This window comes from Oscillibacter acetigenes, assembly GCF_025567605.1.
GTDB lineage: Bacteria > Bacillota > Clostridia > Oscillospirales > Oscillospiraceae > Oscillibacter > Oscillibacter welbionis.
Genome location: NZ_JAOQKG010000005.1, coordinates 209,033 through 223,889, shown reverse-complemented (window position 1 = coordinate 223,889; position 14,857 = coordinate 209,033). Strand labels below are relative to the sequence as shown.

General features: G+C 62.1%; 14 protein-coding genes. 9 read left to right on the top strand and 5 right to left on the bottom strand.

Annotated features, from left to right (window positions below; translation table 11 throughout):
• Positions 1-589, top strand: a 589-nt coding sequence (locus OCV80_RS11920; protein ID WP_267288424.1) for a VWA domain-containing protein, incomplete at its 5' end; no start/stop codon positions are given.
• A gap of 390 nt (positions 590-979) precedes the next feature.
• The gene (locus tag OCV80_RS11915) at positions 980-1,237 is read left to right on the top strand and encodes an HPr family phosphocarrier protein (protein ID WP_021749720.1); all 258 of its coding nucleotides are present in this window, start codon (positions 980-982) and stop codon (positions 1,235-1,237) included.
• A gap of 136 nt (positions 1,238-1,373) precedes the next feature.
• Here OCV80_RS11915 and OCV80_RS11910 read toward each other — a convergent pair whose 3' ends face one another.
• Genes OCV80_RS11910 through OCV80_RS11895 form a run of 4 tightly spaced genes read right to left on the bottom strand, consistent with a single transcriptional unit; the run spans position 1,374 to position 5,120 of the window.
• On the bottom strand, positions 1,374-2,267 hold the full coding sequence (locus tag OCV80_RS11910; protein ID WP_021747777.1) for an NAD(P)-dependent oxidoreductase: 894 nt from the start codon (positions 2,265-2,267) through the stop codon (positions 1,374-1,376).
• 24 nt (positions 2,268-2,291) lie between these two features.
• Positions 2,292-3,569 (bottom strand): TRAP transporter large permease, encoded by a 1,278-nt coding sequence (locus tag OCV80_RS11905; protein WP_021747776.1) that lies wholly within the window; start codon positions 3,567-3,569, stop codon positions 2,292-2,294.
• Positions 3,566-4,069, bottom strand: a complete 504-nt coding sequence (locus OCV80_RS11900) for a TRAP transporter small permease (RefSeq protein ID WP_025544782.1) — start codon at positions 4,067-4,069, stop codon at positions 3,566-3,568. The genes OCV80_RS11905 and OCV80_RS11900 overlap by 4 nt, the downstream gene beginning before the upstream one ends.
• A 34-nt stretch (positions 4,070-4,103) precedes the next feature.
• Complete coding sequence (locus tag OCV80_RS11895; RefSeq protein WP_036629491.1) at positions 4,104-5,120, bottom strand: TRAP transporter substrate-binding protein; 1,017 nt, start codon at positions 5,118-5,120, stop codon at positions 4,104-4,106.
• Positions 5,121-5,449: 329 nt separating this feature from the next.
• Between OCV80_RS11895 and OCV80_RS11890 the strand changes: the two genes are divergently transcribed.
• Positions 5,450-6,178 (top strand): FadR/GntR family transcriptional regulator, encoded by a 729-nt coding sequence (locus tag OCV80_RS11890; protein ID WP_025544779.1) that lies wholly within the window; start codon positions 5,450-5,452, stop codon positions 6,176-6,178.
• Between the two features lie 211 nt (positions 6,179-6,389).
• On the opposite strand, the gene OCV80_RS11885 is transcribed toward OCV80_RS11890, so the two are convergent.
• Positions 6,390-7,292, bottom strand: coding sequence for a LysR family transcriptional regulator (locus OCV80_RS11885; protein ID WP_025544778.1), 903 nt, complete (start codon positions 7,290-7,292; stop codon positions 6,390-6,392).
• Positions 7,293-7,589: 297 nt separating this feature from the next.
• Here OCV80_RS11885 and OCV80_RS11880 point away from each other — a divergent pair, with 297 nt between their 5' ends.
• From OCV80_RS11880 to OCV80_RS11855, 6 genes are all read left to right on the top strand, one after another.
• Positions 7,590-8,906, top strand: a complete 1,317-nt coding sequence (locus OCV80_RS11880; protein ID WP_267288423.1) for a GntP family permease — start codon at positions 7,590-7,592, stop codon at positions 8,904-8,906.
• Positions 8,907-8,969: 63 nt separating this feature from the next.
• A complete protein-coding gene (locus OCV80_RS11875; protein ID WP_051319924.1) occupies positions 8,970-9,914 on the top strand; it encodes a thiamine pyrophosphate-dependent dehydrogenase E1 component subunit alpha in 945 nt (314 codons plus the stop codon).
• Positions 9,911-10,891, top strand: coding sequence for an alpha-ketoacid dehydrogenase subunit beta (locus OCV80_RS11870; protein WP_119310441.1), 981 nt, complete (start codon positions 9,911-9,913; stop codon positions 10,889-10,891). The genes OCV80_RS11875 and OCV80_RS11870 overlap by 4 nt, the downstream gene beginning before the upstream one ends.
• A gap of 13 nt (positions 10,892-10,904) precedes the next feature.
• On the top strand, positions 10,905-12,167 hold the full coding sequence (locus tag OCV80_RS11865) for a dihydrolipoamide acetyltransferase family protein (RefSeq protein ID WP_267288422.1): 1,263 nt from the start codon (positions 10,905-10,907) through the stop codon (positions 12,165-12,167).
• 12 nt (positions 12,168-12,179) lie between these two features.
• Positions 12,180-13,904: a dihydrolipoyl dehydrogenase gene (gene lpdA / locus OCV80_RS11860; protein ID WP_267288421.1), complete on the top strand. Its 1,725-nt coding sequence runs from the start codon at positions 12,180-12,182 to the stop codon at positions 13,902-13,904.
• Positions 13,905-13,947: 43 nt separating this feature from the next.
• Entirely contained in the window at positions 13,948-14,826 is an 879-nt protein-coding gene (locus tag OCV80_RS11855) for an NAD(P)-dependent oxidoreductase (protein WP_267288420.1), read from the top strand.
• The last annotated feature ends 31 nt before the right edge of the window (positions 14,827-14,857 follow it).

Genomic DNA, 14,857 nt, shown 5'->3' with positions numbered 1-14,857 from the left:
GTGCGCCGATGCCTCCGGCTCCATGTTCGACCTGTACCGCGGGGGCCGGGTCCAGCAGATGTTCGACAAGTTCTTCGCCCTGTCCTCCACCCTGTCAGACAGCGGCGCCCTGGACTGCTGGGCCTTTGCTGCGAAGAGCCGCCAGCTGGAGCCGGTGACGCTGGACAACATCCGGGACTACACCTTCTCTCAGGCCGGCGGATACGAGCGGTGGATGAGCATGCTCAACTACCAGTACAACAACGAGCCGGAGGCTATGCGGGACATCATGATGATCTACGGCGGCCTGCGCAGGCCCATTCTGGTGCTGTTCCTGACGGATGGCCGGTTGCAGTCCGACTGGGAGATCGAGGAGATCCTCATCAAGACCTCCCGTTTCCCCGTGTTCTGGCAGTTCATCGGCCTCTATGGCGAAGAGTACGGCGTGCTGAATCACCTGGATGAGATCGACGGCCGCCACACCCAGAACGCCGCCTTTTTGAAGATGGAGGATTTCGACGATTTCATGGACAGCGGCTTTTACCGGACCATTTTCGCAAACACGGCCGCTTGGCTGGAGGAGCTGGACCGGAAGCAGATGCTGCCGTAGGGGAGATGCGCTGAGGCGGATGCTATTTACGGGGCAGCAGGGGGCGGGAGCCGAGGCATGGGACTTTTTCGGGTGTCAAATGATGCGGAGGCTGTGAAAAGCCCCTGGGATGGAACCCGGCGCATCAGGGATTTTGCCGCCGGGCATTGCGCACTCCAGCTGATGCGGCCCTGCGGGGTGCCCCTGGGTCCCCGGAGCGGCAGGCCGTGAGGCTGCGGGATGGCTGTGCCTTCGGATGCGGCACGTCTCCATGCTTCTGTCAGGGGCCATCCCGGCGCTCTCGGGTTTGCGTTACCCCCTTGCCCGGACAGGAAAAAGAAGGTATAATTATTCTGTTCCATCACAGCGGGCGGACAGCCCGCGGCAAGGAGAAACTGAGGAGGTCTTCTTATGCTGTGCACGAGAGAAGTCACGGTCCAGGTCCCTGACGGCCTGCACCATCAGACGGCGGCCCGGTTCATCCAGACTGCCAACCGCTTTACCAGCGTCGTCCGCGTCGTATACGGCGACAACAACGTCAATGCCAAAAGCCTGCTGGGTGTGCTCTCCCTGTCCATCGGAGCGGGGACGCGGATCACGATCACCGCAGACGGAGCGGATGCCGGAGAGGCGCTGGATGCGCTGGAGCAGTGCCTTGCCGGGGCGTGAGCCTTTGGAGCAGACCTGGTCTCCTGAATCAAAGAGGGGCCGCCGGCAAAGCCGGCGGCCCCTCTTTACAGAAATGCGCGGGGACCGGACAGGCATCCGGTCCCCGCGCACTCTGAGATTGATCGTCTGACAAGCGTCAGTCTGCCGTCTCCTCCCGGCCGACCTTCACGCCCATCTTGTCCTCGTAATACTTGACCAGCGCCGCCTGGTCCTCGTCGATGTGGCCGTTGTCGTTCATCCAGTCCATCACGTGGAGGACCACATCTGTCAGCGGCGTGTCGATGTCCAGCTTGTGGGCATAGTGCTTGGCGTTCAGGATGTCCTTCCGGTGGACGGCGATCCGCGCGCCGGGGGTGTAGTCCCGCTTGATGATCTTGGGCACCTTGTTGTCGTACATGGGACCGCCGGCAAAGCCGCCCCGGGTGGCCTCGAACGTGGTCTGCAGGTCGATGCCCGCCTTGGCTGCGAAGGCATAGCCTTCCGCAATGGCCACCAGGATGGCGCCGCCGATCATGTTGTTCACCAGCTTGGTGACGCTGCCGCTGGCGGGGCCGCCGGTGTAAACGGGACTGCCCATGCACGCCAGGACCGGCTTTACCTTGTCAAAGGCCTCTTTGTCGCCGCCGGTCATAATGGCCAGTGTCCCGGCGATGGCCATGGGGTTGCCGCCGCTGACCGGGGAGTCCAGCAGGAACATCCCCGCGTCCTTGGCCTGCTGGTACAGCTCCAGAATGATGTCCGGTGCGGTGGAGCTCAGGTCCACAATCACATTGCCGGGCTTGCCGTACTGGATGGCCTGCTCCACGCTGTTGCGGATGATGGGATGGGTGGGCAGGATCTGGAGGATCACGTCGCAGGCCTTGTAGATTTCTGCCGGGTCACTGACGGGGATGCCGCCTGCCTCCCGGAAGGCGTCCATCTGCTGCTGGACCACATCGTAGCCCAGCACGGGCAGCCCGCACTTCTGCACCACGTTTTTCGCCATAGGCAGTCCCATGACGCCCATTCCCAAAAATCCGATTTTTTGCATATCCAAGACTTCCTTTCTTCGCAATCAGCCCGCCATGATGCTGGGAAGCAAGGTGGTGAGGGGCGAGACATAGGTGATGAGGAACAACACGATAATGGAGATCAGCAGCATGGGCATCATGGCCTTCAGGGAGTGAGACAGCCGGGTTTCGCCGGTCTGGTTGCACAGCAGCAGACACAGGCCCACCGGCGGCGTCACCAGACCGATGCAGAGGTTGAAGCTCATGACGATGCCGAACTGCAGCAGATCGATGCCGAAGGCATTCAACAGCGGCAGCAGGATCGGGGTCATCATCACCACAGCCGCGTTGGCCTCCATCAGCATACCGATGATCAGGAACAGAATGTTCAGCAGCAGCAGAATGACGACGGGGCTGTTTGTGATGGAGCTGAAGAAGGAGACCAGCTGCTGGGGCAGGCCGGAGGTGGTGATTACATAGCTGGAGGCGGAGGACAGGCCCACCATCACCATGATGGTGGCGGTGGAAACTGCGCCCTCCACAAACACCTGGGGCAGCTCCTTGAAGCTCATGTCCTTGTATACGAAGAGGCTGATGATCAGGCTGTACACCACTGCCACGGCAGAGGCCTCGGTGGGGGTGAAGATGCCGCCGAAGATGCCGCCCAGGATGATGATGGGCATCAGCAGCGCCCAGATGCCCTTGCGCACGGAGGAGCCGATCTTCCTCAGGTTGGGCTTCTCATGGGCCGGCAGATTGTGCTTGTGGCCGTAATACAGGCCGTAGGCAATCAGAGCCACCGCCAGAATGATGCCCGGCAACACGGAGCCCAGGAACAGCTCCGCCACGGACACATTGGTGATGCTGGCGTACACGATCAGCACAATGGACGGCGGAATGATGGGACCCAGGATGGAGGAGATGGACGCTACGCCCACGGCGAAGGGGGCGGGATAGCCCTCCCGCTTCATGGCGGGGATGGTGATGCCGCCGATGGCGGAGGCGGTGGCCACGCCGGAGCCGGAGATAGCGCCGAACAGGGCGGAGGCCAGAATGGTCACCAGGGACAGGCTGCCCTTGATGTGTCCTATAATGGCATTACAAATGTCAATCAGTTTTCCTGTAATACTGCGGGACATGATATTGCCCGCCAGAATGAAGAAGGGGATGGCCAGCAGGGCGCTGCCGTTCATGCCCGCGAACATTCTCTGAGGCAGCACAATCAGGGGCAGGTCCGCCAGGTTCAGGGCTGCCAGGGCGCCGATGCCCAGGGCGATGTAGATGGGGAATCCCAGGAGGGCGAGACCCAGCAGCAGAATGATGATTAACAGGCCGGCGTTCATACCTGGGCCTCCTTTCCGGCCCCGCGCAGGGCAGAGATGTTCTTGAAGAGGACCTCAATGGAAGTCAGGAGCATCAGCACGATGCCGACGGGCATACAGGAATAGGGGATGGACATGGGGATCCCAAGCCCCGCAGACATGGTGCGGGCGCCGGTCTGCACCAGGGTGATGGAGTAGGACAGCAGGAATACCATGAACACCATGCCGGCCAGAGTGGCGATGATGGTGAGGATGGTCCGCACCTTCGGCTTCATCAGATTGATGAGAATGTCGATCTGCAGATGGCTGTTGCGGCGGATGGCAATGGCTGCACCGATCATCACGTCGTAGATGAACAGATACCGGGCCAGCTCCTCGCTCCAGGAGTTGGCGTGGGCAAAGATGTACCGCATGATGACCTGGTAGGCGATGATGATGACCATAATCCCTACGGTGACAGCCAGGATCGCTTTCTCGACCTTCTCCAGGACATCTAGGAATTTGGAATATCCTCTCAGCATGTTTGACACCTCGCTATGTCCTTCGTGGCGGTTGTCAGGCATTGGGAGCCAGTGCACGGATCTGGTTGCACCAGTCGGCCAGATCGGGGAAGTTGGCCTCCGCATAGCCGCTGAAATGCTCGGTAAAGGCGGCGTTGTCCACATCCACAAAGGTGACGCCTTCCGCGGTCAGCTCTTCCTTGGCGGCATCCTCCCGCTCCAGCACCTCCTGACCGATCTGCTCGCCGGCATAGACGGCAGCCTCCTCCAGCGCGGACTGGATGTCCTCCGGCAGGGATTCAAAGTACGCCTTATCCATGATGATGGTGTTGGCGCTGTATACATGGTTGGTCAGAATCCAGTAGGGGCAGACCTCCTGGAAGGAATAGCTCTGGGAGTCCAGGATGGAGTTCTCCTGCCCATCCACGGTGCCCTGCTGCAAAGCCGTGTAGGTCTCGCCCATAGCCAGGGGAGTCGGGGCGGAGCCCATCCACTCCCAAACCTTGATGTAGCCCTCCAGATTGGGGCTGCGGAGCTTGAAGCCGGCGAAGTCCTCCACGGTCTTCATCTCCTTGGTGGCGGTCACGATCCGGGCACCACGGTAACCGGCGCCCATCAGCTTGAAGCCGGAGTCATTGCCCACGGTGTCTAGAATCTCCTGGCCCAGCTCGCCGCCCCAGACCGCCTGGAAGTGGTCGTAACCGTTGTAGATGTACGGCATGATGTCGATATTTGCCAGATTTGTGAAGGGAGCCAGCGTGCCCACGGACTCGCAGGTGATGTCCGCTACGCCGGCAGCCATGCCCTCCAGCACCTCAGTGGTGGAACCCAGGCTGTTGCCGCCGTAGAATTCAATGGAGACGCGGCCGGATGTGAGCTCCTCTACCTTCTCCTTGAAGAACGTGGCCATATCATAGCCCAGCTCGCCGGGGGCACTGCCGTTCAGCGCCATGCGCCAGGTGTATTCCGCGCCGGTGCCGTCTCCGCCGGAATCACCGCCTCCACCGCCGCAGCCTGTCAGCAGGGTAAACATCATCACAAGTGCCAATACCATTGCCAACGTCTTTTTCACATCAAACACTCCTTTTTCTTTTATCCTGTCGATTCTCTGCGAAGGGTCGCTTGCTGCCGGGACATGACAGTCGTGCCGCCGGCCTGACAACAAAATATGTTGCCTTATAAATGGTTTTACCATTTATATTTCTTGCTTTATTTTATAGCACTTTACCCAATGCTCGTCAAGCGTTATTAAAATAACGAGCTATTTTGCACAATTTTTAACAATGTCGCGTGTGGATATGTCTCGCCACTCCTGCAGGCATCCTACGGACTCTCCCTTGATTCCGGCTTTCGAGTATGATATACTTTTCACAAAAAGCAGGAAGGGTAAGGAGAACCATGATGGAGCAGCCTTCTTCCAAGGCCCTCTTCACGCCTGCCAAGACCCAGCGGGCGTCCGAGGCTATTTACAATCAGATCTACCCCAAGATCATTTCCGGGGAACTGCGTCCGGGGGACCGGCTCCCGCCGGAGCGGGAGCTGGCGGAGATGTTCCAGCGCAGCCGCCCTGTGGTGCGGGAAGCGCTGCGGATGCTCCAGCAGGAGGGACTGATCGAAACCGCCGTGGGCAGCTCCGGCGGCGCGGTGATCCGGGGCGTCTCCCTGAAATCCGTGGAAGAGCCCCTGAAAAACCTGGTGGCCATGGGGGCCATCAATCTGGATGAGCTGCTGGAGTATCGGCATATCAACGACCGCAGCTGCGCCCGTCTGGCTGCCATCCACCACACGGAGGAGGATGCCGAGGCGCTCCGGCAGACCCTGGAGGGCGCGAAGGCCAACCTGGACAGCCTCTTCAGCTTCCAGGAGTATGATGTGGCGTTCCACAGTGCTTTGGCCAAGGCCAGCCACAACACGCTGGCCTCTCTGATTAATGACGTGATTGTCCGCCTCAACACGGATGTGTTTGTGGAGACGATTCGGGATTACACACCGGAGCAGCTGCGGGAGATCAATTTGCGGATCTACAACACCCATTACGCCATCATGGAGGCCGTCCTCGCCCATGACCCCGACGGGGCGGACCGCGCCGTGGCGGCCATGGTCCGGCTGTTTCAGGATACGGTCCATTGAACAGGCACGGAGCTTCACAAGTACGGCAGCGCGCCGCGAAAAGAAACGCTCGCCGCTGCGCATGAGGGGGCGCATCCGGCTCCTGCTGCCTGGGAAGGGCAGGGAAATACCGTTCACAAATTTCTGCGATGCAGCTGCGTCGCAAAAAAGCTGGCTGCCCGCCGGGCAGCCAGCTTTTTTGCCATGATGTTTTGGAAAGGAGTTCCCGCGGTTAGGTGCCGCCCCGCAGGGTGTTCTCCTGGATGAAGCGGATCAGCTCCCACCCCAGCTTGGGCAGATAGCGCCCCTTTTTGAGAAAGAACCCCACGTCGAACACCACCGGCTCCTCGAAGGGGCGGATCGCCAGCCCTTCGCAGCCCAGGGCCTGCTGGCCCTGGGCCACGCTGATGATGCCCACGTACCGGCAGGAGCGGACCAGATTCGCCATGCACAGCACCTGGTCATAGTTGAAGAGAATGTCCGGGATCACCTGATGGCGCTCAAACTCCCGGCTCATCAACTCCTTCACCTTGGATTGGGCGTCCATCATAATGAGCTTCTCCTCCCCCAGCCGCGCCAGGGGGATCCGGTCCAGCCGCGCCAGGGGATGGTCCGGATGCAGCACCGCGTGGATCTCCATAGTGCCCATAGGAATGATCTCCAGCTCCTCCGCCTCCGGCGCTGTGGGGAAGGCGTTATAAGCCAGGTCCAGCATTTCACCCGTCACCATCTCCACGTGCTTGTTCATGGAGCCCTCGTTCAGGTAGATTTGCGCCTTGGGGTGCTCCCGCAGAAAGGTAGAGAAGATCATGGGCACGATGGGATTCGTCAGCACGTGGGAGATTCCCAGCCGCAGGCGCTGTTCCGCCGTGCCGGCCAGATCCCGCATGGCATTTTCCGCCGCTTCACAGGTGCTGAGGATGCGCCGCGCCCAGATCATAAACTGCTCGCCCTCGTATGTAAAGGTAACGCCCTTGGAGCTGCGGACCACCAGCCGCACCCCCAGCTCCTCCTCCAGCGCCTGGACGGCGGAGGAGATGGCCGGCTGGGACACGTAGAGCGCCTCGCTGGCCTGGGTGAAATTCTTATACTGGTAGACCGCGTCCAGATATTGCAGCCGCTTCAGATTCAGCATCCGGCAGACCTCCCATCCCTCCGGCGGCGCACCGCCGCGCTTTTCTTTAAGAATAAAGGAGTTTTATTGAAAAATCAAGATTTTCTTTATGCCAAAAGTGCGAATTGACATTTTTTTGACTAGCTGTTTATAAGTTTTTGTTATTCCTGCATAAAAACATGGTATTTCACTATTGAATTGCCAGTTGCTAAAATTCAAATTGGAAGACATATTGGGGGGCGCGGGAAAGGAGGGTACACGGCAGAGGGCGCCGCTTTCATCAAATCTGACAGAGAAGGACGGGAGGATATAGACAACATGATCGTAGTGAGCGTGATTGGAATCATTCTGGCATTCGCGGTGCTGATCTTTGCGGCTTACAAAAAAATCAGCATGTTCCTGGCGGCAGTGCTGGCTGCGGCCATCGTGGCCCTGTTCGGCGGGCTGGACGTGGCGGCCTCCCTGGTGGGGGCGGACGGCCCCTTCCTCATCGGCATGAAGGACTTCGTGGGCAGCTGGCTGGTGATCTTCGCCCTGGGCGCCCTGCTGGGCGCGCTGTATGACAAGAGCGGCGCCACCTGGCGCATCAGCAGCACCCTCATCAACAAGGCCGGAACCCAGTGGACGCTGCTGATCTACGTACTGGTAGGCGCCTTGTTGGTGTACGGCGGCATCCAGGTGACCGTGATGATCTTCGTGCTGCTGCCCTTTGCCAAGATCCTGTTCCCCAAGGCGGGCATCCCATGGTACTTGTTCCCCGGCATCACCGGCCTGGCCATCGCCACCTTTGCCATGGGCCAGATGCCCGGCAGCCTGCAGATGCAGAACATCATTCCCTCCCGAATCCTGGGCACGGCGCTGACCGCCGCTCCGGTGGAGGGCGTGCTGGCCACGCTGTTCATGATCGTCGTAGGTGTCGGCTACCTCTACTGGCAGGTGAAGAAGGGCCATGACGACCCGGAGGCGGCCATCGAGCTCTACCAGGTCCAGGGCGGCATTTTGGACGAGAAAGAGCTGGAGCAGCGGGCTCCGGGCTTCTGGATCTCCCTGCTGCCCATGGTGGTGACCTTCGTCCTCATCAACGGCTTCGGCGTGGAGCTGCTGTACGGCCTCACGGCCGGGTGCGTGCTGTCCCTGCTGTTTTTCTGCAAATCCCTGGGCGGCGTCAGGGGCTTTGGGGAGGTTGTCTCCGAGGGCTTCAACAACGGCATCTTCCCCTGCATCATCATCGCCTCCGTGGTGGGCGTGGGCAAGGTGGTCTCCGCCACCGACGTGTTCGCCCTGGTGCAGGAGAACATCATCAACCTGCCGCTTCCGGGCCTGGTGAAGGTGGCAGCCATCACCACCATCATCGCCGGAATCACCGGCTCCGCCTCCGGCGGCCTGACCATCGCGCTGGAGCTCTTCGGTGAGACCTTCATCTCCTGGGGTTACACGCCGGAGATCATCCACCGGGTGGCCTCCATCGCCTGCGGCGGACTGGACACCCTGCCTTGGAACGGCACCGTAGTGATGCTGTTCGCCCTGTCCGGCGTGTCCTATAAGAAGGGCTACAAGCATGTGGCGATGGAGACGGTCATTCTGCCGCTGCTGTCCCTGATCCCTGTATTTATCTACTATTCCATCGTACACTGAGAAAGGTCGTGTTGAATCGTGGCTACCTATGAAAAGAGCTTTTTGTTGTCCCTGTACCGGGACATGGTCCGGATCCGGGCCTTTGAGGAACACGCCGCCGAGTGCTTCACCAAGGGCATGCTGGCGGGCAACATCCACCTGAGCATCGGTCAGGAGGCAGCGGAGGCCGGTGCCTTCGCGGCCATCGAGCCCAGGGACTACTTCACCTCCACCCACCGGGGCCATGGCCATGCCATCGCCCGCGGGGCGGACCCCAAGCGGGCCATGGCGGAGCTGTTCGGCAAGGCTGCCGGCTACTGCAAGGGCAAGGGCGGCTCCATGCACATTGCGGACATGGAGAAGATGAACCACCTGGGCGCCAACGGCATCGTGGGCGCCGGGCAGCCCATCTCCGCCGGCAGCGCCCTGGCCTCCAAGATCATGGGGGACGACTCCGTCACCGTGGGCTGCTTCGGCGACGGCTCCACCAACGAGGGCTCCTTCCACGAGTCCCTGAACATGGCCGCCGCCTGGAAGCTGCCGCTGGTTTGGTTCATTGAAAACAACTGCTACGGCGTGTCCACGGAGATCCACCGGGTCACCAACACCCCGGATCTGGCCTCCCGGGCCGCGGCCTACGGCGTGCCCTACGCCGTGGTGGACGGCACGGACGCCATCGCGGTGTATGAGGCTATGAAGGTCGCCCTGGACCACGCCCGCAGCGGCAAGGGACCCTATGTGGTGGAGGCCAAGGTATACCGCTATCAGGGCCACTACTGCGGTGACCCGGCGGTTTACCGCCCCAAGGAGTACATGGAGCACGCCCTGGCAAACGACGGCATCGAGAAGCTGGGGCGGCGGCTGCTGGAGAGCGGCGCCGCCCAGGAGGAGCTGGACGCCATCCGGCAGGACGCAGAGGCCGAGATGGACGAGGCTGTGAAGTTCGCGGATGCGTCCCCATATCCGGACCCCGCGACGGTGCTGGATGATATGTATGTGACTGACAACGAAAGGTGCGTGGCGAGATGAGCAAGAAGATCACCGTCAGCAAGGCCATCGGTGAAGCCTTGCACGAGGAAATGCTCCGGGACGAAAAGGTTTTCATCATGGGCGAGGACATGGCCGTCATGGGCAATGTGTTCGCCATCACCAAGGGCTTTCTGGAGGAGTTCGGCCCCAACCGCGTCATTGACACTCCCATCTCCGAGGAGGGGTTTGTGGGCATGGCCGTGGGCGCCGCGATGCGGGGGCTGCGGCCCGTGGTGGAGCTGATGTACGATGACTTCGCCACGGAGTGCGCGGATCCCCTGTTCAACCAGGCTGCCAAGATCCGCTACATGACCGGCGGACAGTGCAGCGTCCCCATGGTCCTGCGGGCGCCTATGGGCGCCGGCCGCCGGAACGCAGGCCAGCATTCCCAGTGCTTGGAGAATTTCTTCTGCCACTTCCCGGGACTGAAGGTGGTGGCCCCCTGCACCGCTGCCGACGCCAAGGGCCTGCTGAAGTCCGCTATCCGGGACGACGACCCGGTAGTGTTCCTGGAACACAAGCTGCTGTACGCCCACAAGGAGGAGATCCCCGATGGGGAGTACACCATCCCCCTGGGTGCGGCGGACGTGAAGCGGGCGGGCAGGGACCTGACCGTCATCACCTGGAGCCGTGAGGTCCACTTCGCCCTGGAGGCCGCCCAGACCCTGGAGGCGGAGGGCATCGACGTGGAGGTCCTGGATCTGCGGACTCTGGTGCCCCTGGACTGGGATGCCATCGTGAAGTCCGTCTCCAAGACCCACAACGTCATCATCGTCTCCGAGGAGGTCAAGCGGGGCAGCTACGCCGGTGAGCTCTCTGCCCAGATCGCAGAGGAGCTGTTTGATGAGCTGGACGCCCCGGTGGAACGGGTCTGCGGCCTGAACATCTGCTCCCCCTTCAGCCCGGTGCTGGAGGACAAGAACTTCCCCCATCCGGAGGATATCGTGCGGGCTGTCAAGCGCGTGCTGAACAAGTGAGGAGGCGTGTGAGATGGCTTATGAAGTACTGATGCCCCAGCTGGGCCTGACCATGGAGGAGGGAACCGTCTCCCAGTGGATCAAGCACGAGGGAGACGCTGTAAAGGCCGGGGACGTGGTGGTGGAGATCACCACTGATAAGCTCACCAATGAGATCACCAGCGAGCAGGACGGCGTCCTGCTGAAGATCGTGGCCCAGGAGGGCGAGGATGTACCGGTGAAGGGACTGCTGGCCTACATCGGCCAGCCCGGCGAACAGGTGGGGGAGACTACTGCCCCCGCTGTATCCGCGGCTTCTGCTGCCCCGTCTGCGGAGCCTGCGGCTGCGCTGGCTTCTGCCCCTGCGGCATCCCCGGCGGCCGGGGGCAAGCGGATCCGAATCTCTCCCCTGGCCCGGAAGATCGCCGGACAGATGGGCGTGGACTACACCGTCCTCACCGGCACCGGCCCCAGCGGCCGGATCGTCAAGCGGGACATCCTGGCTGCGGCGGAGGCCGCGCCCAAGGCAGCTGCTCCCGCCCCTGCTGATCGGAAGATCGCCGCGCCTGCGGCTGTCTCCGGCACCGCCTTCCCGGTGAAGAACCTGGAGCTGATGGAGGGCGACACGGTGGAGAAGCTCACCGGCATGAGGAAGGTGGTGGCCCAGCGGATGTACACCTCTGCTGTGGAGATCCCCACCGTCACCCAGACGGTGAAGGTGGACGTCACCGCCCTGCTGGTCTTCCGCAAAAAGCTGAAGGAGGAGGGCCATGCCTTCTCTGTCAATGACTTTGTGCTGAAGGCCGTGGCCAAGGCCCTGCGCCGTCATCCGGAGATCCTGGTGAGCCTGGACGGGGAGCAGATCATCCGCCGGGCCCATGTGAATCTGGGCATGGCGGTGGCTCTGGACGCGGGGCTCATCGTCCCCGTGATCCGGGACGCGGACCTGCTGAGCCTGGAGGCCCTGTCCGCCAAGGCCAGGGATCTGGCGGAGCGGGCCCGTGCCAACCAGCTGGGCGCCGACGAGTACAAGGGCTCCACTTTCACCGTGTCCAATCTGGGCATGTTCGGCGTGGAGAGCTTCACCCCCATCATCAACCAGCCGGACGCGGCCATTCTGGGCGTCAACTGCACGGAGGATGAGCTGGTGATGGAGGACGACGGCACCATCGCCAAGCATCAGGTGCTGCGGATCTCCCTGACCTTCGACCACCGACTGCTGGACGGCGCGGTAGCGGCCAAATTCGAGATGACAGTCCGGGATCTGCTGGAGCATCCCATGGACATCCTGCTGTGAGGAGCGTAAACAATGGCAACGGAAATCAAAATGCCCCAGCTGGGGCTGACCATGGAGGAGGGCACCGTGGAGCGGTGGCTGAAGGCGGAGGGCGATCCCGTCAAGGCCGGTGAGCCCCTGCTGGAGATTACCACCGACAAGCTGACCAACGAGGTGGCGGCGGAAACCGACGGCGTCCTGCTGAAGATCGTGGCCCAGGAGGGCGCCGACGTGCCGGTAAAGGGCCTGCTGGGCTACATCGGCCGGCCCGGCGAGCAGGTGGGGGCCCCCACCGCAGCCGCGGCACCTGCCGCCCCGGCTGTGGAGGCCGCGGCTGCCCCCAACGGGCCTGGGACCGTGCTGGTCATCGGCGGCGGCCCCGGCGGCTACGTGGCCGCCATCCGGGCGGCCCAGCTGGGCGCCAGGGTGACCCTGGTGGAGCGGGAGCACCTGGGCGGCACCTGCCTGAACATTGGCTGCATCCCTACCAAGTGCCTGCTGCACAGCGCAGAGCTGGTGTCCCAGATCAAGGACCAGGGCGCGGAGATCGGCGTGGAGGCGGACGGCGTCCGGGTGAACTTCCCCCAGGTGATCGCCCACAAGAACGCCGTCTCCAAACAGCTGACCAGTGGCGTAGCGGGACTGCTGAAGGCCAACAAGGTGGTGAAGATCGACGGCGAGGCCAGCTTCACCGGCCCCAAGACCCTCTCTGTGAAGAAGTCCGACGGCTCCGTGGAGGAGATGACCGCCGACGCCATCATCGTGGCCACCGGCTCCGTCAACGCCCAGCCGCCCATCCCCGGTCTGAAGGAGAATCCCAACTGCATCGACTCCACCGGCGCCCTGAGCTTGGAACAGTTGCCCAAGAGCATGGTGGTCATCGGTGGCGGCGTCATCGGATTGGAGCTGGCCTGTGCCTACGCGGCCTTCGGCACCAAGATCACCGTGGTGGAGGCGCTGGACCACATGCTGCCTATGCTGGACGGCGACCTGACCAAGATCGGCGTGGCCCACATGAAGAAGATGGGCATGGCGTTCAACCTGGAGTGCCCGGTGCAGGCCGTGGAGGCCTCTCCCGTGGGCGCCAAGGTCACTTGCCGGAACAAGGCTGGCGAGACTGTCAGCTTTGAGGCGGAGAAGGTCCTGGTGGCCATCGGCCGGAAGGCCAACACCGCCAGCCTGAACCTGGAGGCTGCCGGCCTTGCCAACGACCGGGGCCGGATCATCGTCAACGACAAGATGGAGACCAGCGTGCCCGGCGTGTACGCCATCGGCGACTGTGTCTTCGGCAAGGCCCAGCTGGCCCACACCGCCAGCGCCATGGGCGAGGTGGCTGCGGAGAACATCTGCGGCATGGAGGCCCACTACGACGAATCCACCAATCCCACCTGCGTGTACATCGAGCCGGAGGCTGCCTCTGTGGGTCTCACAGAGGAGCAGGCCAAGGCGCAGGGGATCGACTACATGGTGGGCAAGTTCCCCATGAGCGCCAACGGCAAGGCTCTGATCCTGAACGGGGGCGAGGGCCTGGTGAAGATCATCGCCGGGAGGGAATACGGCGAGGTGCTGGGTATGCACATCATTGGGCCCCGCGCCACGGATCTGATCTGCGAAGGGGCGCTTGCCATCGGCAGCGAGCTGACGCTGGATGAGCTGGCAGCCACCATCCATTCCCACCCCACCGTCACCGAGACCATGCGGGAGTGTGCGCTGGACGCACTGGGCTGCGCGGTCCACATCCCGCCCCGCAGGAAATAACAGGGCAGTCCTTTCCGGAATTTAGAACAGGAGGTCAATGGGCATGAAAACACTTGGATATCTGGGCCTTGGCGTGATGGGCTACGGCATGACAGGCAATCTGATCGACAAGAGCGGCTGCGACATCTATGGCTACGACCCCGTGCCCGCTTTGCGGGAGCGGTTTGCCGCCCGGGGCGGCAAGGTCCTGGACGACGCTAAAACACTGTACAAAACCTGCGACATCATCTTCATGTGCCTGCCCACCAACGCCATCGTGAAGGCCACCATCACGGAGATCATGGAGACTGCCCGGCCCGGAACCACCATTGTGGACATGGGCTCCACCTCTCCCTATGTGATTCAGGAGCTCCACGCCGCGGCGGTGGAGAAGGGCTTCCATCTGCTGGACTCTCCGGTCAGCGGCGGCGAGACCGGCGCCAACGGCGGCACCCTGGTCATCATGTGCGGCGGCGAGAAAGAGGTCTTTGACGAGGTCCGGCCTTACCTGCTGATGATGGGTAAGACCGCCACCTACATGGGGCCCTCCGGCTGCGGCAGCACCGCCAAGGTGGCCAACAACATGATGGTGGGCATCCATCTGTGCGCCATGGGAGAGGCATTCGCCTTTGCGAAAAAGGCCGGGCTGGATCCTCAGACCCTTTTTGACGCCATCAAGGGCGGCTTTGCCCAGAGCGCAGTGATGGACGGAAAGGTCCCCAAGCTCCTGAGCCGAGACTTCTCCGCCAGTGCCCGGATCGCCGTCCACCTGAAGGACATCAACAACGCCATGGACGTGGCCGCCCACCTGGGGGTGGAGCTGCCCATGACGGAGATCGTCAAGGAGCAGATGGACTGGATGGACGCCCGCGGCATGATCGACGAGGACCAGTGCGCACTGGCCAAATACTACGAGGACGCCATGGGCGTGGAAATCAAGTGATCTCCCGCCAAGGAACAGGCAATCTGCGGGG